We start from the raw sequence: 24,948 nt of genomic DNA, 5'->3' as shown, positions 1-24,948 counted from the left end.
TTATAGGATGCAGGCATTGTTCATGCTTGGAGCTGACGCCGATGTCTTTATCTCTTGCTGGAAAGGTCGCTTTGGTGACAGGCGCGTCATCGGGTATCGGACGCGCGATAGCGTTGCTGCTAGCGGCCCAGGGCGCGGCGCTGGTGCTGACCGCGAGACGCCGTGAACTTCTGGAGCAAGTGGCGGGCGAGATCAGAAGCGCCGGTGGGCGGGCTTGCGTTTCGGCCGGCGATGCCGCCAGGCCGGAAACGCACAGGCAAGCGGTGCAGGATGCGCAACGCGAATTCGGCGGCTTGGATATCGCGGTAAACAATGCCGGCACCATCGGACCGGTCAAGCCGCTGGCGGAAGTCGCCCTGGACGAGTGGGAGCGCACGCTGAGCGTCAATCTCACTGCGGCGTTTCTGGGCGCGCGCCAACAGATTCCGGCCATGTTGGAGCGGGGCGGCGGGGCGCTGGTCTTCGTGTCCAGCTTTGTGGGGACGAGCGTGGGCTTGCCGGGGATGGCGGCATACGGCACGTCGAAAGCCGCGCTGATGGGCTTGGTCAAGGGCATTACGGCAGACTATGGCGCGCAAGGCATCCGGGCCAATGCGCTCCTGCCTGGCGGGGTGGACACCGAGATGGCCGGGAGCCAGGAGCAGAAGGATTGGGCAGCCAGCCTGCACGCCATGAAGCGGATTGCGCGCACCGATGAAATCGCCTCGGCGGCGCTGTTCCTGGCGAGTCCGATGGCAAGCTTCGTGACGGGGTCCGCGCTTTACGCAGATGGAGGCAACTCTGCGGTGAAGTGAGCGCGCGTCGGGCGCGCTCAATCGCGCAAGACTGGCGCTTCGCTGGCGGCGGCTTGTCGGCGCGAGTACAGGTCCAGGGCTTCCTTGGTATTGACGCCCAAAGGCCCGAGGACAGCATCCAGCGCCTCGGCATTGCGGGCGAGTTCATCGCGGCCGGGCAGTTCGCCATTGACCGCCACAATGACGCGATTGCCCGTTTGCAGATTGAAGAATTCCCCGAACACCGTCGCATAGGTCGCTGACTCGCGCTCATACAGCTGGCTGTTGGTGAACGTATTCGCCACCGCCACGCCGCCCGGCGCGAGAATGCCGCGCACGTGCTGCAGGAACTCCAGCGTCATCAGGTGTTCGGGGATGTAGTCGACGTCGAACGCATCCAGCATCACCATGTCGTATTGGAGGCCGTCGCGATGGGCGCGTTCGATGTAGGCGCGGCCGTCTTCCAGGAAGAGGCGCTGCCTGGGGCCTTGCTGGTAGCCGAAGTAGCGCGCCGCGACATTGCCCACCGCGGGATCGATCTCCACGGTATCGATGACCGTATCAGGCAGCAGCGCGGCCAAGGTCTTCTGCAGCGTGGCGCCGCCCAGCCCGACGATCAGGATGTTGCGCGGCTTGGGATTGATGTAGAGCGCGGTCATCATCATGCGCGTGTACGAAAACACCAGTTGCCCGGGGTGCTCCAGACTCATGCAGGTCTGACGGCCGACGTCGTGCATGGAGTTGAAGTTCATGCAGCGTTCGCCGTTTTCCTCGAATACCAGCAGTTTGCCGAACTGCGAGTCTTCGCTGTGGATCAGCTCCGGGCCGCCATTGCCCCGCAGCAGCAGCAATGCCGCGCCGGCGATGATGAGTGCGAGTACGGTACGGCTGACAATACGGAACATAGGGTGACAGGCGATAAGCAAGGGACGCATCATCGTATCCTGCTCCGACAGCGGCCGCGCGGCGCCTTGGGGGCAGCGGCTGGACTGGCGAGGCACGCTGTCCTTGAAACCTGAAAAATCAGCCATCGGTTTTTTTGAAAGATTCGTTCTATATATTTCATTTCCTTAAATACTCGGCTCTCCTTAGAATTTTGCTCGAAACGGGACGCATAGATTCCCGTTCAGAAAAACAGAGGAGACCCGCATGTTCTACGATCCCGTCCCCAGGATTCAGGCCAGCGTCCACGCCCGGCTGCCCGACGAGCTGAAGTGGCAAGGCCAGGACCTGAACGAGTGGGTCGCCAGCCAGCCGCAGGGCAATCCGCCGCGCTCGCTACTGGAAGGGCCGTCCTTCGGGCCGGACGGCCTGCTGTATTGCGTGGACGTCATCAACGGCCGCATCCTGCGTGTCGATGCGCAAGGCGAATTCGAGCCGCTTGCGCAGTACGACGGCTGGCCCAACGGCCTGAAGTTCCATCGCGACGGCCGCATCTTCATCGCCGACTACAAGCACGGCATCATGCAGTTCGATCTGGAGCGCCGCGAGGTGCGCCCGGTGCTCGAGCGCTACAACATCGAGCGCTTCAAGGGCGTGAACGACCTGTTCTTCTCGCAGGCGGGGGACCTCTATTTCACCGACCAGGGCATGACCGGCTGGCAGGACCCGACCGGACGCCTGTTCCGCTTGCGGCCCGACGGCAAGCTCGATTGCCTGCTCGACTGCATACCCAGCCCCAACGGCCTGGTGATGGACCTGGACGAGCATGCGTTATATGTCGCGGCGACGCGGGCCAACGCCATCTGGAAGGTGCCGCTATTGCGCAACGGCCAGGTCGGCAAGGTCGGCACCTTCATCCAGATGTCGGGCGGCGGCGGACCGGACGGCCTGGCGCTGGACGCCCGGGGCGGGCTGTGCATCGCCCACGTGGGCCTGGGCACGGTGTGGTGCATGGACCCGCTGGGCCAGCCGGCCCTGCGCATCCAGTCGCCGGAGGGACTGCATACCACCAACGTGGCTTTTGGCGGGCCGGGCGGGCGCACGCTCTACATCACCGAGTCCAGTTCGGCCAGCATTCTGCGCGTCGATCTGGACGTGGCGGGCAAGCCCATGTACCTGCCGGCGCCGGCCGCGCAGGCGCTCTGAGTACGACATATCCCAACTACCAAAAGGACAGAACAGATGGATCAGGCAATTGTGCTGGGCGCGGGCACCATGGGGGCCGACGTCGCCGCCGGTTTTCATGCGGCGGGCTGGCGCGTGTGGCTGGTGGAGCCCGATGCGGCCGCGCGCAAGGCGGCGACGCGGCGCGTGAATGCGTCCAGCGAAATGATAGGCGGCCAGGCGGACGCGGATCGTATCGTCACCAGCGCCACCCTGGAGGAAATCGACTGGAGCGATACGCGCATCGTGGTCGAGTGCGTGCCGGAATTGCTGGAGACCAAGCGCGCGGTCTTCGCCCGGCTGGAACAGCTGGCGCCCGCCGCCATCCCCCTGACCAGCAATTCGTCCAGCTTTCCGATCAGCGCCATCGGCGAGGGCTTGCAGACCCGTGCGCGCATGGTGGGCCTGCATTACTTCATGCCCGCCCATCTGGTGCCCGCCGTGGAGGTGATACGCGGCGAGGCGACCGATGAAGCCATGGCCCAGGAAGTCAGCCGCATCATGCGCGATACGGGCAAGAAGCCGGTGCAGGTCAAGCGCGACGTGCCGGGGTTCCTGGCCAACCGCATCCAGCATGCGCTGATGCGCGAGGCGATCGCGCTGGTCGAGGAAGGCTTCGCCTCCGCCGAGGACGTGGATACCGCCGTGCGCTATGGGTTCGGGTTCCGCTACATCGCGGCGGGCCCGCTGCTGCAGAAGGACCTGGCCGGCATCGACATCCATTGCGCGGCGGCCGCGACCATGTATCCGCACCTACGCACGGACGACAGGCCCAGCGCGCTCATGCGCGAGCTGGTCGAGCAGGGCAACATAGGCGTCAAGTCGCCGTCCCTGAAGGGCTTCTACCAATGGACGCCGGACCGCGTCGCCCAGGAGCAGCGGCGCTACCAGGTCGCCCTGGGCAAGGCCATGCAGATCCTGAAGGATGAGGAAGCGTTGGCCTGACGCAGACTGTCGCGGGACTGAACTGCCCCCCGAAAGTTGGACGTAAATCCAACTTTCGGGGGGACGGAGCGGCAAGGCTTCGAGCTTGCGGATGTCAGGGTTCTTTAGCCGCCGAGGCTGCCCTGCGCCATTCCGATGCTCGCCCCGGTGGGGCTGCGCTTCGGATGGCTCCGGGGTCCTCGGCTGGCAGTCGCCCAATGCACTGGTTTTGGACCCCGTTCATGGGCAGATGCCGTGAGCCGGTGGCCGGGCGGAGGGATCCGAAGCGCAGCCCCACTGGGGCGAGCATCGGAATCCCGCAGTCCGGACGCCGGCGGCTCAAGAACGCTGCCTCACAAGACCGAAGTACGGGGCAGCAGGGCTTCCAGCTTGCGGGTGTCAGGGTTCTTTAGCCGCCGAGGCTGCCCTGCGCCATTCCGATGCTCGCCCCGGTGGGGCTGTGCTTCGGATGGCTCCGGGGTCCTCGGCTGCCAGTCGCCTAATGCGGGTGGTTTCGGACCCCGTTCATGGGCAGATGCCGTGAGCCGGTGGCCGGACGGAGGGATCCGAAGCGCAGCCCTGCCGGGGCGAACATCGGAATCCCGCAGTCCGGACGCTGGCGACTCAAGAACCCTGCCTCCCAAAACCGAAGTGCGGGGCGGTAGGGCTTCGAGCTTGCGGATGTCAGGGTTCTTTAGCCGCCGAGGCTGCCCTGCGCCATTCCGATGCTCGCCCCGGTGGGGCTGCGCTTCGGATGGCTCCGGGGTCCTCGGCTGGCAGTCGCCTAATGCATTGGTTTCGGACCCCGTTCAGGGGCAGATACCGTGAGCCGGTGGCCGGGCGGAGGGATCCGAAGCGCAGCCCCATCGGGGCGAGCATCGGAATCCCGCAGTCCGGACGCCGGCGGCTCAAGAACCCTACCTCACAAAACCGAAGTGCGGTCCGGATTTTCCTCATCCGGATGTCCTAAGACACGCAGGTATTTTTTTGACAGAACATAAATTTTTTTCTCTTTTCGCAGGCGGGAGTTTGCGAACATGCGTCTAGAGCCTTCAAGCCATAAGAACGCATCGGGAGACAAAAATGTTCTGTAGAAACGCCGCGCGCAAGCGCGTTCACATCGTCACGGCCGCCTTCGTCGCGGCCGCCGCCTTCGCCGTTCCTGGCCATGCATCCGCGCAGGCTGCCGACAGCTATCCCAGCAAGCCCATCCGCCTGATCATCCCGTATCCGCCCGGCGGCGCGACCGACGTGATCGGGCGCATCGTGGGCCAGCGTCTGAGCGAGCAGATCGGCGGCCAGGTCGTGATCGAGAACCGGGGCGGAGCAGGCGGCAATATCGGCGCGGCCGAAGTGGCGCGCGCACAGCCCGACGGCTATACCTTGCTGATGGGGGCGCTGACCTCGCACTCAGTCATGGCGACCCTGGAAAAGGACACCATCCCGTACGACTTGCGCAAGGACTTCGCGCCCGCTGGCGTCGTCGGCTTCGTGCCGCTGGTGGCCGTGGTCAATCCCAAGCTGCCGATCAAATCGCTGGCCGATCTCGTGAGCTACGCGAAGGCGAATCCCGGAAAACTCAACTTCGCCTCATCGGGCGCCGGCGCTCCCCAGCGCATGGCGATGGAACTCTTCAAGCAGATCGCGGGCGTCAACATCGTGCACGTGGCCTATCGCGGCAGCGGCCCGGCCATGACCGACCTGGTCGGCGGCCAGGTGGAGACAATGACGGAGACGGTTCCGGCCGCGATCTCCTTCATCAAGTCCGGCCAGCTGCGTCCCTTGGCCGTCCTGACGCCCCAACGCGTCTCGATGCTGCCGGACATACCGACCGCCGAGGAGCAGGGCTTCAGCGGCTTCAACGTCAGTTCACTCTTTGGCGTGATGGCGCCGGCCGGCACGCCGGCTCCCATCGTCGCCAAGATCAACAAGGCGCTGACCACGGCGCTGGCCAAGGACGACGCCAAGGCCCAGCTGCTGCAGCAAGGCGTTTATGCCGACGCGCTCGACGTCGAGGCCTCCAAGGCGCGGCTGAACGCCGAAATCGAACAGTGGGCCAAGGTCATCCGCGACGGCGGCATCACCGCAAATTAACTGGAAGCAGCTTGAACAAGATGAGCAAGAAAAACACCGGAGCATCGCAGGACGAGGCCAGCGGCCTGCGCAAGGGCCTCACCAGCTACGGCGACAGCGGCTTCTCGCTGTTCCTGCGCAAGGCCTTCATCAAGGGCGCGGGCTACACGGATGGCGCGCTGGACCGGCCGGTGATCGGCATCGCCAACACGGGTAGCGCCTACAACCCCTGTCACGGCAACGCGCCGCAGCTGCTGGAAGCCGTCAAGCGCGGCATCATGTTCGCGGGCGGGCTGCCGATGGACTTCCCGACCATCTCCATCCACGAGAGCTTCTCCTATCCCACCAGCATGTACCTGCGCAACCTCATGTCCATGGACACCGAGGAGCTGATACGCGCGCAGCCCATGGATGCGGTGGTGCTGATAGGCGGATGCGACAAGACCGTGCCCGCCCAGCTCATGGGCGCCGCATCCGCGGACATTCCGGCGATCCAGCTGGTGACGGGGTCGATGCTGACGGGTTCGCACCGGTCCGAGCGGGTGGGCGCATGCACGGATTGCCGCAGGTACTGGGGCAAGTACCGCGCCGACGAGATCGACGACCAGGAGATCGCCGACGTCAACAACCAGCTCGTGGCCAGCGTGGGCACTTGCTCGGTCATGGGCACGGCAAGCACCATGGCCTGTATCGCCGAAGCGCTGGGCATGACGGTGCCCGGCGGCGCCACGCCGCCGGCGGTCACGGCGGACCGCATGCGCATCGCCGAACTCACGGGCGCGCAGGCCGTCGAGATCGCCAGGCAGCGCCTGTCCGTCTCGAAGATCCTGACCGCGGATGCCTTCGAGAACGCCATGCGCGTGCTGCTGGCCATCGGCGGATCCACCAACGGCATCATCCACCTGACCGCCATCGCCGGCCGGCTGGGCCTGGACCTGGATCTGCAGGCGCTGGACCGCATGGGGCGCGAGACGCCCGTGCTGGTGGACCTGAAACCGTCGGGCCAGCATTACATGGAAGACTTCCACAAGGCCGGCGGCATGGCCACGCTGTTGCGCGAACTCAAGCCGTTGTTGAAGCTTGACGCGCTGACCGTGACCGGCAGGACGCTGGGCGAGGAGATCGAACGCGCGGGGCCGGGCTTCGCGCAAAGCGTGGTCAAGACCCGCCAGAACCCGATCTACCCGCAGGGCGGCATCGCCGTGCTGTCCGGCAACCTGGCCCCCGAAGGCGCCATCATCAAGCAGTCGTCCGCCGATGCCGGCCTGATGGAGCACGAAGGCCGGGCCGTGGTGTTCGAGAATGCCGAGGACCTGGCGGGCCGCATCGATGCCGTGGACCTGGATGTCACGCCGCAGGACATACTGGTGCTGAAGAACATCGGACCCAAGGGCGCGCCCGGCATGCCGGAGGCGGGCTATATCCCGATCCCCAAGAAGCTGGCGTCGCAAGGGGTGAAGGACATCATCAGGATCTCGGACGGCCGCATGAGCGGCACCGCTTTCGGCACCATCGTGCTGCACGTCACGCCGGAAGCGGCCATAGGCGGGCCGCTGGCCTATGTCAGGAACGGCGACCGCATACGCCTGAGCGTGAGCCGGCGCGAGATATCCCTGCTGGTATCGGACGAAGAACTCGAACGCCGCCGCCGCGAGCAGCCCGTCACGCCGCCCACCGCCGAACGCGGCTACAAGAAGCTCTTTCTGGACACCGTGACGCAGGCCGACAAGGGCGTGGATTTCGATTTCCTGCGCGGCGTGCCGGGCAAATCGAAGCAGGGCTAGGGCTTTGCCCCACGTCCTTCCAAACCGCCGAAGATGGCCCGGGCATCTTGGGAAATCGACGCGGCCATCTTGGCATGATGGCCGCGGGTGTTCCAGATCAAGCCGTTGCGGCGCACGGGCGCGCGGTTGGGCAATGGGATGCGCGCCACGTCGAGCGACTTCCACATGGACGACCAGTCCGGAATCAGCGCGACACCCAGGCCTTCGTGCACCAGGGCGACGATGGCTAGCAGGCCGTCGATCTCCAGGCGCTGCTTGGGCCAGATCTGGTGGTCGCGCAGATAGCGGTCGGCCAACTGGCCGCCGTATATGTTGCGGTCGTAGCGTATGAAGGGTTGGGTCGACAGCAGGGTGTGGGCGTCCTGGTCCGCAAGATGCGACGGGGCCACCACGACCAGCGGCTCTTCCATGAACGGCTGCCAGAGACAGCTCTTGGGCACGGCGAACTGCGGCTCCACCACGATGGCGGCGTCGAGTTCGCCGTTGACCACCTTGCCGCACAGGTCGATGGAGCCGCCCGGGGTGACGAACACCGAGGCGTCGGGATGGCGGCGGTAGAGGGACTTGAGTATGGGAGGCAGCACGTTGGTGAGCGCGGACACGAAACAGCCGATGCGGAATTCGCCTGGCTGGTCGCCGTCGATGGCCATGGCGCGCAGATCGCGGAGGTTGCGGATGGCCGCCTTGGTGCCTTCGAGTATGCGCATGCCGCTTTCGGTCGGCCTGACCGATCGCCCCGAGCGCTTGACCAGCGCCACGCCCAGGTCCATCTCCAGCGCCTTGATGCGTGCGGCGATGGCGGCCGAGGTCAGATCGAGCTTGCGCGCCGCTTCAGCGAAAGAACCGGCTTCGACGACCGCGACGAAGCTCTGCATGCACTTGATGTCCATGATGCGATGGGCTATTGCCCTGAAAGGAGAAACTTCAGGTTGGAGATCGCAGGAACCGCTACGAACCCGGCTGCGAGGGTTACAGGCTTATCGCGCCAATTTTCCATATGTTAATAGCGTCGAGGTTGAAATCCATGATGGAGCATGAACTGGCTGCAGCGCGCCAGGCAGCAGAAGCAAGCCCTGGGCATGGGGACGGCAGGTTTCCTCCTTTGCTCAAGGTAGGGGTTTTTCCCGATTCGGTGGAAGCGCAGTTCCGTTCGATGTTCACCTTGATCGAGGAAGAGGCGCTTCAGAGCGACCCCGCGCAGGCCGCCGCGATCGGCGGCATTGTCACGCGTTCGAACTACCGGATTCCCGCCGAGCTGATGGACCGGCTGCCGGGCCTGCGCATCATCGCCACCAACGGCGTCGGCTACGACGGGATCGCGCTGGACCACGCGCGCCGGAAGAACATCGTCGTGACCAACACGCCGGACGTGCTGAACAAGGCCGTGGCCGAATTGGCGGTGGGGCTGTTGCTGGCTTTGTTGCGCAAGCTGCCCGCGGCCGACGGCTTCGTGCGCACCGGGGCATGGGAGGATGCGCCTTTTCCGCTGGGCGGGAGCCTGGCGGGCAAGAAGGTCGGCATCGTCGGCCTGGGGCGCATAGGCAAGGAGATCGCCCAGCGGCTCGTGCCGTTTGAAGTGGACCTCAGCTACTTCGGCCGCGCGCGCCAGGAGGTTCCCTGGCGGCACTTCGATTCCCTGCAGGCCATGGCCCGCCATGTGGACGTGCTGATCCTGTCGTGCCCCGGAGGCGCGGCAACGCGCCATATCGTCGATGCCGCCGTGCTGCGGGCGCTGGGTCCGCTGGGCCTGGTCGTCAACGTCGCCCGCGGCTCGGTGGTCCACGAGGCCGACCTGTGCCATGCGCTGGCCAATGGCATCATCCAGGGCGCCGCGCTCGATGTGTTCGAAAGCGAGCCGCTGGGCGAGAGCCCGCTGCGGCACATGTCGAACGTGATCCTGGCGCCCCATATCGGCAGCGCCACGCACGAGACGCGCCGCCAGATGGCGGAGCTGGCGATACGGAACCTGGTGTCGTTTTTTACGACGGGGCGGGCGGTGACGCCCGTGGCGTAGCTGAACTGCCGCAACCATCAATTTGAAAAAGCGCAGACGGATCCGCGGCGACCTTACCGGAACACGGGAATGCTCCCCGATTCAGTGCGCCGGTCTCCCGCCGCTCGCAGCTTTTTTTCTAATTCCAGGATGCGGCGTTGGCCTGCCGCGAGCGCTTGCGCCGACGTATGTATCGAGTGATGGCCCAAGTGCAGCGGGTACGGATGAGGCTCAGCCGAACCCAAGATAAAAACTGCGTTCTCCTTGCCTGACGAGGTGAGCGTGATGGGCGTTTCGCCGTGTTCGAAAACCGCCATTTCTCCAGTGGCCAGAGGGGTGCCCGCGTCCAGTGATCCTCGCGCGATGGCCAGCCATCCGACAGAATGGCCTGTCGGCGGCTGGTAGGTCCAGGATTCGCCCGGCTTCAGGGTGACGAGCAAGTAGTTGATGCCTTCCGGCGCGGGCACGGGGCTTTGAGCGTCGCCATGGCGTCCCAGGATGACGTGCGCCGGACCGGTCCGAGGAATGTCGTGGGCCTCGATGTAGCGGCTGACTGGCGCGCTGTTTTCCTGGTCGGGGCGCAGGGCGAGCCAGAGCTGGAACGCCTGGATCCGCGGCGCTTTGCCGGGCGACAGTTCCTTGCCGTGCCAGACGCCGCCGCCGGCCCGCATCCATTCGACCCCGCCATAGCCGAGCGTCCCGGATGCCTTGCCCGGATCCTCGTATCGGACATGGCCTTCGGTGATGAGGGTGACCGTGGCGATGCCCGAATGGGGATGCAAGGGCCTGTCGGCGATGGCTTGCATCGTTGCCGGGCTGACATCGATGAGATCCAGCAACACGAAGGGCTTCAGGGACTGTCCCAGATCGGCAGGGCTCGTGAGGCGGGTGATGGGCCCGTGCTTGTGGCCGGACGTGCGGTACGCGATGGGCCGCGTAGCCGCTGCCGGGCTGCTTGTGGATAGGGCGTTCATGGCGTCGCGTCCGCCGTGTCAGGCACGGGCCGCACGCGCGGCGGCGGCCAGCCCGTTGGGACGATGCTGCCAGGTGATCGCAGCCGTGATGAGCAGGAGCACCAGGGCCGGAACCGGACTGCCCTCGATGACGAACGAATGGGCCAGCAGGGCGCCGATCATGGTGGCGCTCAGCAGTAGTCCGCCGAGGAAGGCTGTCGCGGGGATGAGGACGGCTACCCCGCCGATCACCTCGACGATGCCAGTGAGGATGCGGAACCATTGTCCGATGCCGAGTTGATCGAAGGGCTGGACCATGGCGGGAACGCCCGCCAGTTTGGCTGCGCCTGCAGCAAGGAATACGACCGCGGCGAGGATGCGCAGTCCTCGGGAAACGTACTTGGAGATTCGGACTTGGGGCTGCGCTGGCGGTATCTCGGCGCTGCTGTGGGGGAGCTTCATTGCGGGTAGCCTCGGTATAAAATTGTGACTGAGGCTAGCAATGTAACTACGGTCTCGATCGTGCACAATACGGCACATCAGGAGAACTCGGTATTATGAATGTGACTGAAAAGCTCCACGCTTTGCACGAGCAGGACTGCCAAAAAATCAGTCAAGTGCTGGCGCGCATCGGTGAAAAATGGAGCGTCCTCATCATCATGATTCTGTCCGATGGCCCGCGTCGTTTCACCGAAATCAAACGCACCATCAACGGCATTTCGCAACGGATGCTGACGCTTTGCCTGCGCGGGCTGGAGCGCGACGGACTCATCAAGCGCACGGTTTTTTCAGTGATGCCGCCGCATGTGGAGTATGAGCTGACACCGCTGGGACGCTCGCTCACCGAGCCCGTCATCGCGCTGGGATGCTGGGCCAGCCAGCACATTGCCGATATCGACGCGGCCAGGGAATCCTTCGATGCACAGGCACAGGCGGCGAGCGAGAAGCCGGCCCGACACCGCTAGCGGCCGCCGGCTTGGTTGCCCGCTAGAACCACACCGTGGCAATCAGCAGCGCACAGCCCGCCGTGGCGGTGGCGGCCATGGCGGCGGCCAGGCGCAGGGCGATCTTGCGTTCCTTGCGGCCGACATTGGGGTTGCCGTCATTGGCTGAGCGCAGCTGTTCCCAGGTCGATGCCGCGCCCGCCTCGCGGCTCTGCAAAGCCGAGGCGGCGTTCGCCGTGGAGCGGGAAATGCGGGTGAGCCGCAGCGCCGGATAGGCCAGCAGCAGCCCGCCCAGGAACAAGGCGCAGGCGCTGATCGCCCCTGCAGTGAAAGCCGAGCTGTCGCGCGCCGCAAACAGGATGAAGGCCGCCGCCAGGCCGATGAGGTTCAAGCCGGCCAAGGCTTTCAGCGCCTGGACTCCCCAGGGGCCGGTGGCTTCCTCGGTGAAGTCTCCGACCGAGCGCCAGTAAGCGGCGTCGCTGGAAGCGGCTTGGAAAAAGAAGGCGAGATCCCTAAGCAGTACATCGCCTTGCCTGTCGTCGGGGCTGGTGTCCCGATGCCACTGGGCCGCGAATTTCCGGCTTCGTTCGGCATCCGCGTGATGTGCGTGCGCCCAGTTCTCCGCCAGACGTACCGCCGCTTCGACGGTAAGAGCCCCCGCGGGCCTTGCACTGTCTTTCATTTTTTTCATCCCCATATATGGGACATTGTACTGGGCCTGCGTGGCGGCTAGGTTGATGCAAGACAGGAGGGCGGCGCGCGGCGGAGATCAAGGCAGGGCGGCGCCTGGACGTGGGGCAGGCCGGGAAAAACACACTTCGAGCAGGCTGTTGCTGCGCAGTTTGATGGTGACGTCCGTTCGTCGCCTGCCCAGGGTGGTGGCGGCAAACAGGCCAAGCGCCAGGGCGCCGATCCAGGCGGGAAGAAAGCTGGCCAGATCCCAACCCGTGATGCCGCGGTTGTAGGGTTGCTTGAGCACCTGCGCGGTCAGCCTGTGTTCATGGCAGAACGACTGCATCGCCGCCGCGGTTTGATCGATGTCGACGATGTTCTCAAGAAAGAACGGCTCCTGCGCCAGCATCAGTCGGGCAAGTTCGCCGGCAGGCAGGCGGTTCTCGAAGTAGGTGCGTACCGTGGACATATGGCGGGTTCCGGGCGTGCGCAAATCGTCATGTGCCGGCGGCTGGAAAGCGGCAAGAGCCGCCGGGCTTGTGGGGCATAGTCTATGCCAAATCCACCCGCTGTTACGGTCTCGATTCGCCGTCTCTGTGTCTGGCGGGCAGGGCGCCGGCCGCGCACACTTCCCAGGTCGCCACGCAGTCCGCGCGGCCTGAGAGGACGTCCCATGCGCTACCGTTATGTCACCGCCGATGTGTTCACCAGCCAAGCGTACGGCGGCAATCCGCTGGCAGTCGTATTCGACGCCCAAGGGCTGAGCGCGGCGCAGATGCAGCGCATCGCGCGCGAATTCAACTATTCCGAAACCAGCTTTGTGCTGCCGCCGCGCAATCCTGCCCATACGGCCTGGGTGCGCATCTTCACGCCCGACCGCGAGGTGCCGTTCGCGGGACATCCGAATGTGGGCACGGCCGTGGTGCTGGCGCGGGAAATGGCGGCTTCGGGCGTGACCGTGCCGGATGCCTTCGTGTTCGAAGAGGAAGCGGGACTGGTGCGCATTGCGCTGCGGACGGGCGCAAGGGGAGTGGACGCTGCGGAACTGCTCGCGCCACAACCCTTGTCGCGCGCCAGCGAGGCGCCGGCCGCCGCCGTGGCGCGGGCCTTGAGCCTGGATCCCGCGGACATCGATACCTCCGCGCATGCGCCGCAGGTGGCGTCGGTCGGCCTGATCTTCCTGGTGGTGCAGTTGGCCAGCCGCGACGCCTTGCGCCGGGCCGTGCCCGACCCGGCGGGCTACGCGGCCCTGCTGCCGCTGGACGGCGCGAAGTCCATCTATGCCTATACCACCGACACCCGCTCGGGCGGGGCGGGTGGACAGCCGGATGTGCAGGCCCGCATGTTTACCGGGCGCATGACGGAAGACCCCGCGACCGGCAGCGCGACGGCGGCCATGACGGCCTTGCGCGCGGCCTTGCGCGGGGATGGCGCGCTGCGCCTGCGGGTGGAGCAGGGCGTGGACATGGGGCGCGCCAGCGTGCTGCTGGCCCACGCCGAACCGCGCGCCGACGGCGTGTGGGCGGGCGTGGCGGGCGAGGCCGTGGTGGTCATGGAAGGCACGCTGGCGGCGCCTGATGTGTCTTGAGCTTGGCGGCGCCGCGGGGGCTCGTGTATGCTTGCCCGCATGACCGCACCGCATTTCGCGCCGATCTCCGGCGCCGCTTGCCGACGAATCACTCGACGTCTACGTTGAGTGGCCAGTCACGTCCAGGCGCCGAACCCTCGGCGACTATCCCTGAAAGCCACGATACCCCTCGTGGCTTTTTTGTTTCTGGCTGGTCCCGCTGTCGAGGCGTATCGCAAGGCTTTCGTTGCCATCCTTGAAGGAACGAAGCATGAGTGCGCAAGACCTCGCCATCCGGCCCTACCATTCGACCGACGAAGCCGCGATCATCCAGCTGTGGCATGACTGCGGCCTGACCCGCCCATGGAACGATCCGCGCAAGGACATTGCGCGCAAGCTCGCGGTGCAAGCGGATCTGTTCCTGGTGGGGGAGGCGGACGGCGCGATCGTCGCGACGCTGATGGGCGGCTATGACGGCCACCGCGCCTGGATCAACTACCTGGCGGTATCGCCCGCGCATCAGCGCCGTGGCCATGCGACCGCGCTGATGCAGGCGGTCGAGCGCAAGCTGCTGGCCATGGGCTGCCCCAAGATCAATCTGCTGATACGCTCGGGCAACGTTGCCGTGAAGGACTTCTATGCGGCCCTGGGCTTTCAGCAGGACGAGGTCATCAGCCTGGGCAAGCGCCTGATTCCGGATCTTTGACGACCCATATCAGGCGCCGGCGGGCGGCGATCAGATCGCCACGGTCAGGTACACCGCTTCGCGGCCCACGATGGGCATGCGGGTGGGCATGAAGATGGTGCAGTCGTCGCAGGGCGAACGGATTTCCTCGGTGCCGTTCATGGCGATGAGTTCACCCTTGGCGTAGGTTTCGAAGCCGATGACCGGACGGGTGAAGGTGAAGTCCTCGGACTTCACCATGTGCACTTCGAGCAGGCGGTAGCGCTGCGGCGCGGGCGGAGGCGGCGTGCCGGCGGGCATGTCGATCAGGCCCGTGTGCGCCAGGAAGCGCAGCGTGACGTCCGTGGCCAGGTCGGCGGCGGATTGCGCGAAATGCTGGCCGCATTCGACCACCAGCGAGCCATTGCTGTCGGAGTGCGGATCACCATGGCGGCCGTAGCCCATGACGCCGGTGCCCGGAAAGAGGTCGGGCGGCATCACCAGATGCACCTGCGGGATGCCGACGGCGCTGGCCAGCGCCGTGTTGCGGTCCATTTCCGTGTAGACCCAGAAGGGTTGCACCGGCGCGCGGGTGGAATGAATGTCCAGCACGAAGTCGGCGGCGTCGAGCACCGGACGCAGCTCGCGGGCGCGGCGCAGTTCGGGGCTGTCTTCCGGGCCGTCCAGCATGGCCGCCGACCAGATGCGGTTCAGGTTGTGGACCAGCTGGCGGTTCTCGTAGGGGTTCTCGATATCGAAGGCTTCATAGGCTTCGACGTGCGCGAAGCTGACCGTGAGCGTGCCGATCTTGGGGCGCACGCCGCTGTCCAGCAGATGGGTCGCAGCCACCATGCCGCAGATTTCATTGCCGTGCGTGATGGCGTTGATCAGCACGTGCGGGCCGGGACGGCCCGACTCGAAACGGTGCACGTAGGGGATGCCGACATTGCCCTCGCGGTAGGCCGAGAGATTGCGCGGCAGGACTTCGAGCGGAGCAGTGTCGGGTTCGAATGCGGGATTTTTCATGGAGTGTGGCCTATTCAGGACGGATGCCGGCGCGGTCGATCAGGTCTTTGTACAACGCCAGGCGCTCGGACATCATGGCGGTGAACTGCTGCGGCGTCTGGTTCTCGGGCGGCAGCGCGCCGGCCTTTTCCAGGGATTGCGGCATGCCGTCCTCGGTGGCGGCGGTGCGCACGGCGGCCAGCAGCTTCTGCACGATGGCGGGCGGCGTGCCGGCGGGCGCGGCCAGGCCGATCCACGACATGGAGTTGAGCACGGGGTAACCCAGTTCCTCGAAGGTAGGCACGTCGGGCAGGGAGTCCAGGCGCTTGGGGGCGGCCACCGCCAGCGCGCGCATCTTGCCGACCTGGATGTGCGGCAGGAAGGGCGCGAGGTTGTCCAGCGCGAACTGCGCCTGATCGGAGAGCAGGGCGTTGATCAGCGGTGCGCCGCCACGATAGGGCACGTGCACGGCCTGTAGCTGCAAGGTGTTCTTGAGCAGCTCGGCGTTGAGTTGGCCCATGCTGCCGATGCCCGCGGTGGCATAGTGCAGTTGATCGGGGCGCGCCTTCAACAGCGCGACGAATTCGGCCAGGTTGCGCGCGGGCACGGCGGCGTTGGTCACCAGCACATTGGGCGTGCGCGACAGCTGCGAAATCGAGACGAAGTCCTTGATCGGGTCGTAGCCCAGGTCATTGCGCATCAGCGGGTTGGCCAGGTGCGAGCTTTGCGAGGACGCGACCAGCGTGTAGCCGTCCGGCGCTGCGCGCGCGACGCGCTTGCTGCCGATGGCGCCGCCCGCGCCGTCGCGGTTCTCGATGATGATGCTGGTACCCAGCGCCTTGCCCAGGGCGTCCGCGTACAGCCGGCCGATCAGGTCGACGGAGCCGCCCGCAGGAAAGGGGACGACCAGCGTGACGGGGCGCGAAGGATAGGCGTCGGCGCGCGCGGCCAATGGCAGCAAGGCGGCGCCCAGGCCGGCCAGGACCAGGCTGCGGCGGGCCAAGGACGGCCCCTGGGGGTGATGCTTCATGGAATTCTCTTGTGGTGACTGCGGGTTTGGTCTAATTTGCAATGAATATTGCAGGCAGCAATATAAGATGCAATGAGTGTTGTGAAATTTGGGGTTATCACCTAGGGCCATGCAAGGATGAACCTGCACCAACGTATTGCCGGCTATGGCCGCAAGCTCAGCAAGAGCGAACAAGTGCTGGTCGAGGAGATGCAGGCGCGCTATCCGCAAAGCCTGCTGGAATCGGCGACGGCGCTGGCCAGGCAGGTCGGCACCAGCGCGTCCACCGTGGTGCGCCTGCTGGCCAAGCTCGGCTACGACAGCTATGCGCAGGCGCAGATGGAGGCGCGCGCGGAAGTGACGGCGCGCCTGGCCTCGCCCGGCGAGCGCGCGGACGTGGTCGGCGCCGACAAGCCCTCGCCGCGAGCCTGCTTGCATAACGCCTTGCTGCACGACCAGCACAACCTGAAGGAGACCTACGCATCGATCGACGTGGCGGCCTTCGAGGCCGCCGTGCGGCTGCTGACGCAACGCAAGGGGCGGGTGCATGTGCTGGGCCTGCGCCAGGCCGCGCCCCTGGCCAGCCACGTGGCGCTTTATCTGAACCTGTGCCTGCCTTCGGTCAAGCCCATGGTCGCCGCCGGCCCGCTGTTCCTGGAAGACCAGCTGCTGTGGATCGACGAGGCCGACGTGTTGCTGGCGTTTACCTTCAGGCGCTACTCGGTTGCCGCGGCCAAGGCGGTGCAGTACTTCCGGCAACGGGGCGGCAAGGTGATCCTGATCACCGATTCGGCATCGGCGCCCGCCGCGGCGTCGGCCCATCACGTGCTGATCGCGCGCAGTTCCAGCGCATCGCCTTTCGATTCCTACACCGCGGCCTTTTCCGTTTGCAATGCCTTGCTCGCGGCGGTGGCGCAGCGCAGCAAGCAGGCATTGGGCGCGGCGCTCGAACGCGGCGAAGGCTTGTGGGACGCGCAATGGATCCGTCCGCCGGGCGGCTGAAAGCGACTGCGCGACGTTGCGCAGTCGCGGCGCAAAAGAGCAGGAAACGGGCTGATTCGCGGCCATTTCAGTGGGCTGCAAGATGCGTTCGCACTAGCTGCGCTAGTACGCCATAACTCCTTGAAAACATTGCTTTTCAAGCCAAAAGTTTTTTGGCATATTGCGGCCGGGTAAAGCAGTTTCAGGAGCAAGAAATGGGCGCATGGCCACAGCGTCATATCGATGGATTCGAGGTGGAATGTCAGGTCATCCGGTTGGATACTGGCATGTTGGCTATCGAGATTGCGGTATGCCGCAGGGCGGAGGGCGAACTCGAGCGGCGCTGGTCGCTGCCGCGTTTCGTGACCTTCGACGATCCCGGTATTGCGCGGCGCCATGCCGAACTGGTGCTGTCCGGCATCGTGTCGGTCGACGGATCCACGGGCGAACCGCGTTACGGCATCCTGTAGCGGCAAACCGCAACCCCGACAGCAGGCAGTTTTTTTTGTTTCTTTTCACACAATCGTGTGCTTTGCGCTGGCGGATTTGCCCGGTACATTGGTAAAGGGTGACAACAAAAAAGGAGAGTTCCATGTTTGATACTTTTCCTGTCTTGCGTCGCGCAGGCTTGGCCGCCGCGGCGATCGGCGTGGCCGGCCTGATGTTTACCGGCTGCACCACCACCAGTCCCAAATCCTCGGCAACCGCCACTGAACAGCGCCAGTCGTTGAACAGCGCGGCCGATGCCACCTTGGGCAAGCTCTATCAAGCGTCGCCGCAGTCCAAGGAACTGGTCGCGCGCGCCCGGGGCGTGCTGATCTTTCCTGATGTGTTGAGCGGCAGCTTCATCATCGGCGCCGAGCATGGCAAGGGCGTGCTGCGCGTGGGCAGCTCCACTGCCGGCTACTACAGCACCACGGCGGGTTCCGTCGGCTTCCAGGCCGGCGCGCAGTCCAAGGCCATGGTGCTGCTGTTCATGACGGACGAGGCGCTGACCAAGTTCCGCAACAGCAGCGGCTGGACGGTGGGCGCGGACGCCACGGTCGCGGTCGTCAATGTCGGCGCCAATGGCCGCATTGACACGAACACGGCGCAGCAGCCCATCGTCGGTTTCGTGATGAACAACGGTGGCCTGATGGCGGGCGTGTCCTTGGCCGGCACCAAGATCTCCAAGCTGGATCTTTGAACTGCCTGCCAAGCAAAACGCCGCGGATATCCTCCGCGGCGTTTTTGTTTGGCGCCTCAGCCGGCGCCTCAGCCCATGAGGGCGTCGCCGTTGTTGCGCACCGCGCTCTCGCGTTGCATTTCGGCGGCTTCGATGGCCGGGTCGAGGCCGCGCCAGCGCTTGATGGGGCCGCGGTCCTGCTCGGGCTCCCAGCCGAGCATGCCGTAGCGTGTGATTTCGGTTTCACCCGTTTCGAATTCCACTTCGAAGTAGCCCTGACGATCGGGTAGCGTGCCGCCGGGGAACCAGTCGGTTTCAGGCATGGTGTTCTCCTTGCTAGGCGATGGGAGGGATGCCGGCGCGGGCGCTCGGCGCTTTCATTGTGGAGGGGCTCACGCGATCCCGCAAGTCGGCGCCGCGGGCTTCACGCGAGCGGGACGGCGGTGGTGTACAGCACCTGTTTCAACGCGAAGCTGGAACGGATGCTGGCCACGCCCGGGATGCGGGTGATGTGCTCGACGATCAACCGCTCCAGCGCGTCGACGTCCGGCACCAGGGCGCGGATCAGGTAGTCGGCGTCGCCCGACATCAGGTAGCACTCCATGATTTCCGGCAGGACCGCGATCTCGCGTTCGAACACGTCCAGCGCCGCCTTGCGCTGTTTGTCCAGCGAGATCTGGATGAACACGTTGACCTTCAGGCCCAGCTTGCGGGCGTTGAGCAGCGTGACGCGGCGGTCGATCAGGCCTTCGGTTTCGAGCCGGCGCACGCGCGCCAGACAGGGCGAGGCGGACAGGTTCACGCGCGCGGCAAGCTCGACATTGGTCAGCCGCGCATCGCGCTGCAGTTCATTGAGGATGCGGATGTCGGTGGCATCCAGGTTGATTTCCGGCATAAGTCACCCAGTTACGGTCATTCGGCAATTCATCCGTGCCGAGTATGACGGGTAATGCGCTTCAATGCAGTCAAATATGCTGGGGTTTACCCTATAAACTATTCCTTCATTTGGCAATCAGGCCAAAGCACGGAATATTCAAGCGGTAGATCGGGCAGTAATGAGTCAGCAGAGCACGTTGGGCAGGTTTTTGCCGCTGGTCGGCGCGGTAGCCATCTGGGGCGGCAATTGGCCGGTCATGAAGCTGGGGCTGGCGCACATGAGCCCGCTCTGGCTGGCCGCCAGCCGCTTCGGCTCGGCCGCGCTGATCAGCGCGCTGGTGCTGGGCATGCTGGGCCGCCTGCGCCTGCCCACGCGGCAGGAAATGCCGCTGGTGGCGGGGGTCGCGCTGCTGCAGATGGGCGCGTTCACCGCGCTGGCGCTGTGGGCCTTGCAGTACGTGGCGCCGGGGCGCGCGTCCGTGATCGCCTACGCCACTTCCATCTGGGTCATTCCGCTGTCCTCGCTGATCCTCAAAGAACGCCTGTCGCTGGCGCAATGGCTGGCGACGGCGTTGAGCTATGCCGGCATCGTCGTCATCGTCGCGCCCGCGTTCAGTCCCTGGCAGGCGCACTCCGTCATAGGCCTGGCGATGCTGCTGGGCGCGTCCTTCGCCTGGGCCTGCAACATCATCCAGTTGCGCGGCAACCGGCATATCCGCCTGGGCGCGGACATGATTCCGTGGCAGACGGCCATCGCGGCGCTGCCGCTGGCCGCGCTGGCGTGGATGCGCGATGGCGCGCCTGTCTTCCTGGCCGAGCCTGAGGCATGGCCGGTAATCCTGTACACCGGCCCGCTGGCCACGGCGCTGACCTTCATCGTGGTGCTGGGCATGACGCAGAAGATGCCGCCGGTGGCGACCTCGATCGCCATGCTGTGCGTGCCCGTGATCGGGCTGATCGTGTCGTCGCTGGTGTTCCAGGAGCACATCTCCGCCGACCTGGCGCTGGGCCTGGCGCTGATCGGCGCCAGCGTGGCGGCGTCGGCCGCGGCCACGCGCTTGAAGCGGCCGCTGGCGCTGCGTCCTTCGTAACCCGCAGAGACGCGCGCAGCGCAGGGACGAGAGATCCGCGCGGTCTAGAATGTCGTGCGCCGGGACCGGTTCCGGCTTCTTATGCGGGCGTGCGGCGGATATGGATTCCTTATATGTGCTGGTCGCGGCGGGCGCCATGGCCGCCGGTTTCGTGCAGGGCCTGTCGGGCTTCGGCTTTGGCATGGTGGCCATGTCCTTCTGGGCCTGGACGGTAGATCCGAAGCTCGCGGCCGCCATGGTGGTGTTCGGCTCGTTGACCGGCCAATTGCTGGCCGCGTTTACCGTGCGCCGGGGTTTCGGGATGGCGCATCTGCTGCCGTTCGTGGCGGGCGGATTGCTGGGCATTCCGCTGGGCGTCAAGTTGCTGCCCTACCTGGATCCGCTGATGTTCAAGGCGCTGGTCGGCGGACTGCTGGCGGTCTGGTGTCCCGTCATGCTGTTTGCGACGCGCTTGCCGCCCATTACCGCGGGCGGAAGATTGGCCGACGGCGTGGTGGGCGCGATGGGCGGCGTCATGGGCGGCATCGGCGGGTTCACCGGCGTCATTCCGACCCTGTGGTGCACCCTGCGCCGCTTCGACCGCGACGTGCAGCGCGCGGTGATCCAGAACTTCAATCTGTCGATGCTGGTGGTGACGATGGCGAGCTATGTCTACACCGGCGTGGTCACGCGCGACATGCTGCCGCTGTTCGCGGTGATCCTGCCGGCGATGCTGGTGCCTACCCTGTGGGGCACGCGCGTGTACGTGGGCATCAGCGACGTGGCGTTCCGCCGCATCGTGCTGGGCCTGCTCACCGTGTCGGGTGTGGCGCTGCTCGCGTCGTCGTTGCCGAAGCTGCTGTCCTAGGACGGGTACGGCGGCATGCTATCGTTGGGTATTCAAGAGAGAATCACCGCATGGCATTGCACCGTTTCGAGAAAGGCGAGCTGGGACATTGGCTGCGCATCGTGGCCGACAATGGCGAGCCCGGCGCCGCCCAGACTGAAGTGCCCGCGCACGTGGCGCAGGCGCTGCAGACGCTGCGTTGCATCGAGGCCGGCGCCGATGGCCGCTGGCTCATCACCGAGAAGGGCAAGCTCTCCCTGCGCATGGAAGAGCCCGGCGCGATCCATTTGCGATAGTCCGCCAAATCCGATTATGTCGACAACAGGAACGGCTTGAAACCGCATTCCGCGTTTCGCCGCGTCTTGATCGTTTGGTGCCGGTATTTCCCACACAATTTGCGAATGTTTTCGCAGTATTTCGCAGATTCGCGACTATTCGGGCCGCGCTACGGGAATTTCCTGACAGGGATTGCGCGATTTGGCTGCTTTTCGACGTATCGCGGGCGCCGAGTCGCCAGTAAGATGAACTTGCGTGACGTTTGCAGGTCTATTCATTTGCGCGGGAATTCTGCTCCCGCAACGTCACGCGTGGTTCACGCGTTTAGGTAACCGACTGGGAGGTAGCACATGCAGCATCGTGACCAGGAAGTTCTGATCGACGTTTCCACAGCGGCCATGGATACCGGCGGATATGGCGTACTGCTGACGGTTACGGCTGAGGGCGGCACCGAAGTGGATGCCGCGTTTTCCCACTTGGGCAACTGCGCTTCGTTGGACGAAGCACGCGATCGCGCGGAAGTATTCGCGCAGAACTGGGTAGAGGAAAACATCTTCCGATAGGGCGCTGCGCCCTGGACGGAGCTGATAGGCGGGACCGGTCTGTGTGAGCATGACGCTTCGGAGAATACTCAAAGGTTTGCGACGAAGATTTCGGTTATCGTTGCTGCTCCAAAATCTGGGGCCCTCATTGGGTATGCGCCGTTCCAAGATGACTGCCGCACAGACCAACTCTTCACTTGCGGAACACCTCCGCGCATTCCGAGACCACTTTGATTCCGTTGTCCTGCCCCTCTGGATGGGGCCGGGTTTCAATGGCGCGCTCGGCCTGCCCTTTGAATCGCTGGACGCGGCCACTGGCGCCGCGCTGCCGGCCGAGCGCTACCGCGCCATGGCTTGCGCGCGCCAGCTCTATGTTTTTTCGGAAGCGCCCGGCGCTGCCGCGGGCGCGCATGCCGGCCTGCTGTTCGAGTCGCTGCGGCGCGTGTTCCGCGACGAGGTCCACGGCGGCTGGCGCTACAGCGTGGACGGCCAGGCGCGCGCGCTGGACGAAACGCAGGATCTGTATACCCATGCCTTCATCGTGCTGGCTTGCGCTGCCTATTTCCGCCGCAGCCGCAACGCGGATGCGCGCAAGCTCATGCTGGCCACGTCCTCGACCATCGAGGCGCGCTTCAAGACCGCCGATGGGCTGTACCACGCGGCGCTCAGCCCGGACCTGAGCCAGCCGCTGCGCGCGCCCGCGCAGAATCCCATGATGCATCTGACCGAGGCGTATCTGGCTGCGGCCCAGGTCGCGGAGCCCGCGCTGTACGCGCAGCGTCTGCGCGGCCTGGCGCAAGGCATCAGCCATTTCTTCGTGCACGCGCCCTCGCAGTGCATTTCTGAGGAGCGGCAAGGCACTGCCGGCAACCGCCTGGAGCCCGGGCACCAGTTCGAATGGCTGTCGCTGGTGCACGGCTCGGCCGAGGTGTTCGACGGCCTGGACCTGGCGGAATCGCTGCCGCGCGCGGTGCGCTGGTCGCGCCGCCATGGCGTGGACGCGGGCGGGGTGGCGGCCTCGTTGAACGAGTCCGGCGCCGTCATCGACGGCACGCGCCGGATCTGGGCGCAGACCGAGTATCTGCGGGTGCTCGGCGTGCTGGGCGATCTGCCCGCGCTGGAGGCGGGCCTGGCCATGTTCCGCGCGCGTTTCCTGCACGCCGGCGGCTGGTACGAATGCCTGGACGCGGACGGGGCGGTGGTGCGCGCGGACATGCCTTCGACCTCGCCGTACCACCTGGCTACCTGCCTGTCCGCCATGCCGACCGTTGTTTAATTGTGGCGTTAACAATTATTTTTGGATTTAGCGTCATATATTGATAGAAAAGTATTGGTGGAATCCCTTACAATTTAGTTACTATGTTTGTAGGGAAGCATCAATGAGCGTTATGTGCCTGGCTTGCCAACGCATTAACCCTGGGCTTGCTGGCGTTGCGCCGCATGCCCATCTGGGGCATCAGGGATTCACCAACCCGACGCAGAAAGGTCGGGAAGAAAGCCGTGAAGACCACTTCCGCTGCCTGAGCTGCGGAGCGAAATGGCTGCGTGAAACCGACAAATGGGGCGTGGACCTGGGCTTCAAGCTCGCACCCTGAGCATTGCGCCGCGTCATCTGAACGGGCTCCTCACAGGAGCCCGTTTTCATTCCGTAGCATTTGCCACGGTGACGCGAAACCACATGTTTCGCCGGATCGGCTTTCAGCCGGGACCGGCGGCCAGCACGTCGGGGTCTTGCCCGGCCGTCTCGAGCAGCCACTGGCGGAAACAGGCCAGCGCGTAATGGTCGCGCCGCTGCGCCGGCGCGCACAGGTGGTAGCCGCGGGCGATGCGTATCGGCAAGTCGGGAAAGGGGGCCGCCACGCGCCCCGCCTGCAGGTCGTCGCGGACCAGGCAGCGCTGCAGCACGGCGATGCCCATGTCGGCCATGACGGCGCGGACCAGGATGGACACTTGGTCAAAGCCATTGGACAGCTGGACCGAGGCGCGCGGCACGCCGGCGGCGGCCAGCCATTGCACCCAGTTGTCCATGCCGTTCGAGTGATACAGCAGCGGCTCTCCGAGAAGGCCGGCCGGCGTGTCCCAGAGTCCCTGCGCGCGCCGCGCCGCCAGCCGGGCGGGGTGGCAGATCACGACCAATTCACGCCCGATCACGTAGTCCACCTGCCAGCCCGGCCATTGCTCCGGCATGCCGGACAGGATGCTGGCGTCGGGCGTCGCGCCCGAAAAGTCCTCGTTGCGGCGATAGGCCGCGAAGCCGAGCTGGATGTCGGGATGGCGTGCGTGAAAGTCGGACAGGCGGGGCAGCAGCCAGGCGCTCGCCAGCGTCGGCACCGTCGACAGCGTCAGGCGCTGGCGGCGGTCGTCGGCGCGCAAGCCGGCGCTGAGCGACTCGATCTCCCGCAAGGGGCCTTGCGTGCCCTCGTACAGGCGGCGCCCGGTGTCGGTCAGGGTCAGGCCATGGGCGTTGCGATGCATCAGCGGTTGGCCGAAATGCGCTTCCAGGCGGGAAATGGCCCGGCTGACGGCGCCCTGGGTGACGCACAGCACGTCCGCGGCGCGCGTGAAGCTGCCCAGGCGCGCCGCCGTCACGAAGGCGTGCAGTTCGGACATGGAGGGCGAGTGCAGCCGCATCTAGCATGACCAATGGTAATGAAGCCGTGCAATATAGTCGTTTGAAAGGGGACCGTAAAGTTCGGACACTGGCGGCCTTGTCGATTGACCTTC

Annotated in this window: 29 protein-coding genes; 18 read left to right on the top strand and 11 right to left on the bottom strand. The window is 65.4% G+C overall.

Annotation, left to right across the window (positions count from 1 at the left end):
• Positions 1 to 41: 41 nt before the first annotated feature.
• Positions 42 to 794, top strand: a complete 753-nt coding sequence (locus FOC84_RS01475; protein WP_173149904.1) for an SDR family oxidoreductase — start codon at positions 42 to 44, stop codon at positions 792 to 794.
• Positions 795 to 811: 17 nt separating this feature from the next.
• On the opposite strand, the gene FOC84_RS01470 is transcribed toward FOC84_RS01475, so the two are convergent.
• Entirely contained in the window at positions 812 to 1,804 is a 993-nt protein-coding gene (locus FOC84_RS01470) for a spermidine synthase (protein WP_254241878.1), read from the bottom strand.
• 118 nt (positions 1,805 to 1,922) lie between these two features.
• Here FOC84_RS01470 and FOC84_RS01465 point away from each other — a divergent pair, with 118 nt between their 5' ends.
• From FOC84_RS01465 to FOC84_RS01450, 4 genes are all read left to right on the top strand, one after another.
• Entirely contained in the window at positions 1,923 to 2,861 is a 939-nt protein-coding gene (locus FOC84_RS01465; RefSeq protein WP_173142872.1) for an SMP-30/gluconolactonase/LRE family protein, read from the top strand.
• 36 nt (positions 2,862 to 2,897) lie between these two features.
• Positions 2,898 to 3,824 carry a 3-hydroxyacyl-CoA dehydrogenase family protein gene (locus FOC84_RS01460; protein ID WP_173142871.1) on the top strand — a complete coding sequence of 309 codons (927 nt, stop codon included), beginning with the start codon at positions 2,898 to 2,900 and terminating at the stop codon, positions 3,822 to 3,824.
• A gap of 1,062 nt (positions 3,825 to 4,886) precedes the next feature.
• Entirely contained in the window at positions 4,887 to 5,897 is a 1,011-nt protein-coding gene (locus FOC84_RS01455) for a Bug family tripartite tricarboxylate transporter substrate binding protein (protein ID WP_173142870.1), read from the top strand.
• Positions 5,898 to 5,917: 20 nt separating this feature from the next.
• Positions 5,918 to 7,660: an IlvD/Edd family dehydratase gene (locus FOC84_RS01450; RefSeq protein WP_173142869.1), complete on the top strand. Its 1,743-nt coding sequence runs from the start codon at positions 5,918 to 5,920 to the stop codon at positions 7,658 to 7,660.
• Here the strand turns inward: FOC84_RS01450 and FOC84_RS01445 are convergent.
• Positions 7,657 to 8,550: a LysR family transcriptional regulator gene (locus FOC84_RS01445; RefSeq protein WP_173142868.1), complete on the bottom strand. Its 894-nt coding sequence runs from the start codon at positions 8,548 to 8,550 to the stop codon at positions 7,657 to 7,659. The two genes, FOC84_RS01450 and FOC84_RS01445, sit on opposite strands and share 4 nt — an antisense overlap.
• Before the next feature lie 212 nt (positions 8,551 to 8,762).
• Here FOC84_RS01445 and FOC84_RS01440 point away from each other — a divergent pair, with 212 nt between their 5' ends.
• Positions 8,763 to 9,674 (top strand): 2-hydroxyacid dehydrogenase, encoded by a 912-nt coding sequence (locus FOC84_RS01440; protein WP_367949480.1) that lies wholly within the window; start codon positions 8,763 to 8,765, stop codon positions 9,672 to 9,674.
• Between the two features lie 53 nt (positions 9,675 to 9,727).
• On the opposite strand, the gene FOC84_RS01435 is transcribed toward FOC84_RS01440, so the two are convergent.
• Both FOC84_RS01435 and FOC84_RS01430 read right to left on the bottom strand, forming a co-directional pair.
• Complete coding sequence (locus tag FOC84_RS01435; RefSeq protein WP_254241876.1) at positions 9,728 to 10,495, bottom strand: pirin family protein; 768 nt, start codon at positions 10,493 to 10,495, stop codon at positions 9,728 to 9,730.
• Between the two features lie 150 nt (positions 10,496 to 10,645).
• Positions 10,646 to 11,068 carry a DoxX family protein gene (locus FOC84_RS01430; RefSeq protein WP_173142865.1) on the bottom strand — a complete coding sequence of 141 codons (423 nt, stop codon included), beginning with the start codon at positions 11,066 to 11,068 and terminating at the stop codon, positions 10,646 to 10,648.
• A gap of 95 nt (positions 11,069 to 11,163) precedes the next feature.
• Between FOC84_RS01430 and FOC84_RS01425 the strand changes: the two genes are divergently transcribed.
• Positions 11,164 to 11,571, top strand: a complete 408-nt coding sequence (locus FOC84_RS01425; protein ID WP_173142864.1) for a winged helix-turn-helix transcriptional regulator — start codon at positions 11,164 to 11,166, stop codon at positions 11,569 to 11,571.
• Positions 11,572 to 11,593: 22 nt separating this feature from the next.
• Here the strand turns inward: FOC84_RS01425 and FOC84_RS01420 are convergent, their stop codons facing one another.
• Complete coding sequence (locus FOC84_RS01420) at positions 11,594 to 12,232, bottom strand: hypothetical protein (protein ID WP_173142863.1); 639 nt, start codon at positions 12,230 to 12,232, stop codon at positions 11,594 to 11,596.
• An 87-nt stretch (positions 12,233 to 12,319) separates the two neighbouring features.
• The gene (locus FOC84_RS01415) at positions 12,320 to 12,691 is read right to left on the bottom strand and encodes a hypothetical protein (RefSeq protein ID WP_173142862.1); all 372 of its coding nucleotides are present in this window, start codon (positions 12,689 to 12,691) and stop codon (positions 12,320 to 12,322) included.
• 204 nt (positions 12,692 to 12,895) lie between these two features.
• Between FOC84_RS01415 and FOC84_RS01410 the strand changes: the two genes are divergently transcribed.
• Both FOC84_RS01410 and FOC84_RS01405 read left to right on the top strand, forming a co-directional pair.
• Complete coding sequence (locus FOC84_RS01410) at positions 12,896 to 13,810, top strand: PhzF family phenazine biosynthesis protein (protein ID WP_173142861.1); 915 nt, start codon at positions 12,896 to 12,898, stop codon at positions 13,808 to 13,810.
• 250 nt (positions 13,811 to 14,060) lie between these two features.
• On the top strand, positions 14,061 to 14,495 hold the full coding sequence (locus FOC84_RS01405) for a GNAT family acetyltransferase (protein WP_173142860.1): 435 nt from the start codon (positions 14,061 to 14,063) through the stop codon (positions 14,493 to 14,495).
• A gap of 30 nt (positions 14,496 to 14,525) precedes the next feature.
• On the opposite strand, the gene FOC84_RS01400 is transcribed toward FOC84_RS01405, so the two are convergent.
• Both FOC84_RS01400 and FOC84_RS01395 read right to left on the bottom strand, forming a co-directional pair.
• The gene (locus FOC84_RS01400) at positions 14,526 to 15,479 is read right to left on the bottom strand and encodes a succinylglutamate desuccinylase/aspartoacylase domain-containing protein (RefSeq protein WP_173142859.1); all 954 of its coding nucleotides are present in this window, start codon (positions 15,477 to 15,479) and stop codon (positions 14,526 to 14,528) included.
• 10 nt (positions 15,480 to 15,489) lie between these two features.
• Entirely contained in the window at positions 15,490 to 16,488 is a 999-nt protein-coding gene (locus FOC84_RS01395; protein WP_173142858.1) for a Bug family tripartite tricarboxylate transporter substrate binding protein, read from the bottom strand.
• A gap of 117 nt (positions 16,489 to 16,605) precedes the next feature.
• Here FOC84_RS01395 and FOC84_RS01390 point away from each other — a divergent pair, with 117 nt between their 5' ends.
• The 3 genes from FOC84_RS01390 to FOC84_RS01380 all read left to right on the top strand — a co-directional run bounded on the left by FOC84_RS01390 (position 16,606) and on the right by FOC84_RS01380 (position 18,634).
• Positions 16,606 to 17,469: a MurR/RpiR family transcriptional regulator gene (locus tag FOC84_RS01390; protein WP_173142857.1), complete on the top strand. Its 864-nt coding sequence runs from the start codon at positions 16,606 to 16,608 to the stop codon at positions 17,467 to 17,469.
• Between the two features lie 266 nt (positions 17,470 to 17,735).
• Entirely contained in the window at positions 17,736 to 17,918 is a 183-nt protein-coding gene (locus tag FOC84_RS01385; protein ID WP_254241874.1) for a hypothetical protein, read from the top strand.
• 122 nt (positions 17,919 to 18,040) lie between these two features.
• Positions 18,041 to 18,634 carry a BPSL1445 family SYLF domain-containing lipoprotein gene (locus FOC84_RS01380; protein ID WP_173142855.1) on the top strand — a complete coding sequence of 198 codons (594 nt, stop codon included), beginning with the start codon at positions 18,041 to 18,043 and terminating at the stop codon, positions 18,632 to 18,634.
• Between the two features lie 68 nt (positions 18,635 to 18,702).
• Here the strand turns inward: FOC84_RS01380 and FOC84_RS01375 are convergent, their stop codons facing one another.
• On the bottom strand, positions 18,703 to 18,936 hold the full coding sequence (locus tag FOC84_RS01375) for a hypothetical protein (protein ID WP_173142854.1): 234 nt from the start codon (positions 18,934 to 18,936) through the stop codon (positions 18,703 to 18,705).
• A 101-nt stretch (positions 18,937 to 19,037) separates the two neighbouring features.
• A complete protein-coding gene (locus FOC84_RS01370) occupies positions 19,038 to 19,508 on the bottom strand; it encodes an Lrp/AsnC family transcriptional regulator (RefSeq protein WP_006226939.1) in 471 nt (156 codons plus the stop codon).
• 160 nt (positions 19,509 to 19,668) lie between these two features.
• On the opposite strand from FOC84_RS01370, the gene FOC84_RS01365 reads away from it, so the two are divergent.
• The 6 genes from FOC84_RS01365 (at position 19,669) to FOC84_RS33510 (ending at position 23,819) form a co-directional block, all read left to right on the top strand.
• Complete coding sequence (locus FOC84_RS01365) at positions 19,669 to 20,580, top strand: DMT family transporter (protein WP_173142853.1); 912 nt, start codon at positions 19,669 to 19,671, stop codon at positions 20,578 to 20,580.
• Between the two features lie 100 nt (positions 20,581 to 20,680).
• Positions 20,681 to 21,427, top strand: a complete 747-nt coding sequence (locus FOC84_RS01360) for a sulfite exporter TauE/SafE family protein (RefSeq protein ID WP_173142852.1) — start codon at positions 20,681 to 20,683, stop codon at positions 21,425 to 21,427.
• Between the two features lie 50 nt (positions 21,428 to 21,477).
• Positions 21,478 to 21,702: a hypothetical protein gene (locus tag FOC84_RS01355; RefSeq protein WP_173142851.1), complete on the top strand. Its 225-nt coding sequence runs from the start codon at positions 21,478 to 21,480 to the stop codon at positions 21,700 to 21,702.
• 330 nt (positions 21,703 to 22,032) lie between these two features.
• Positions 22,033 to 22,245, top strand: a complete 213-nt coding sequence (locus tag FOC84_RS01350; RefSeq protein WP_008159938.1) for a hypothetical protein — start codon at positions 22,033 to 22,035, stop codon at positions 22,243 to 22,245.
• A gap of 148 nt (positions 22,246 to 22,393) precedes the next feature.
• Complete coding sequence (locus FOC84_RS01345) at positions 22,394 to 23,500, top strand: AGE family epimerase/isomerase (protein ID WP_173142850.1); 1,107 nt, start codon at positions 22,394 to 22,396, stop codon at positions 23,498 to 23,500.
• A 103-nt stretch (positions 23,501 to 23,603) separates the two neighbouring features.
• A complete protein-coding gene (locus FOC84_RS33510; protein WP_013392952.1) occupies positions 23,604 to 23,819 on the top strand; it encodes a hypothetical protein in 216 nt (71 codons plus the stop codon).
• Between the two features lie 103 nt (positions 23,820 to 23,922).
• Here the strand turns inward: FOC84_RS33510 and FOC84_RS01340 are convergent, their stop codons facing one another.
• Positions 23,923 to 24,855, bottom strand: coding sequence for a LysR substrate-binding domain-containing protein (locus FOC84_RS01340; protein WP_173142849.1), 933 nt, complete (start codon positions 24,853 to 24,855; stop codon positions 23,923 to 23,925).
• Positions 24,856 to 24,948: the final 93 nt, after the last annotated feature.

The organism is Achromobacter pestifer, from assembly GCF_013267355.1.
Taxonomy (GTDB): domain Bacteria; phylum Pseudomonadota; class Gammaproteobacteria; order Burkholderiales; family Burkholderiaceae_B; genus Achromobacter; species Achromobacter pestifer_A.
The sequence above is the reverse complement of the archived record's forward strand: the minus strand, read 5'-3'. Positions and strand labels throughout refer to the sequence as shown.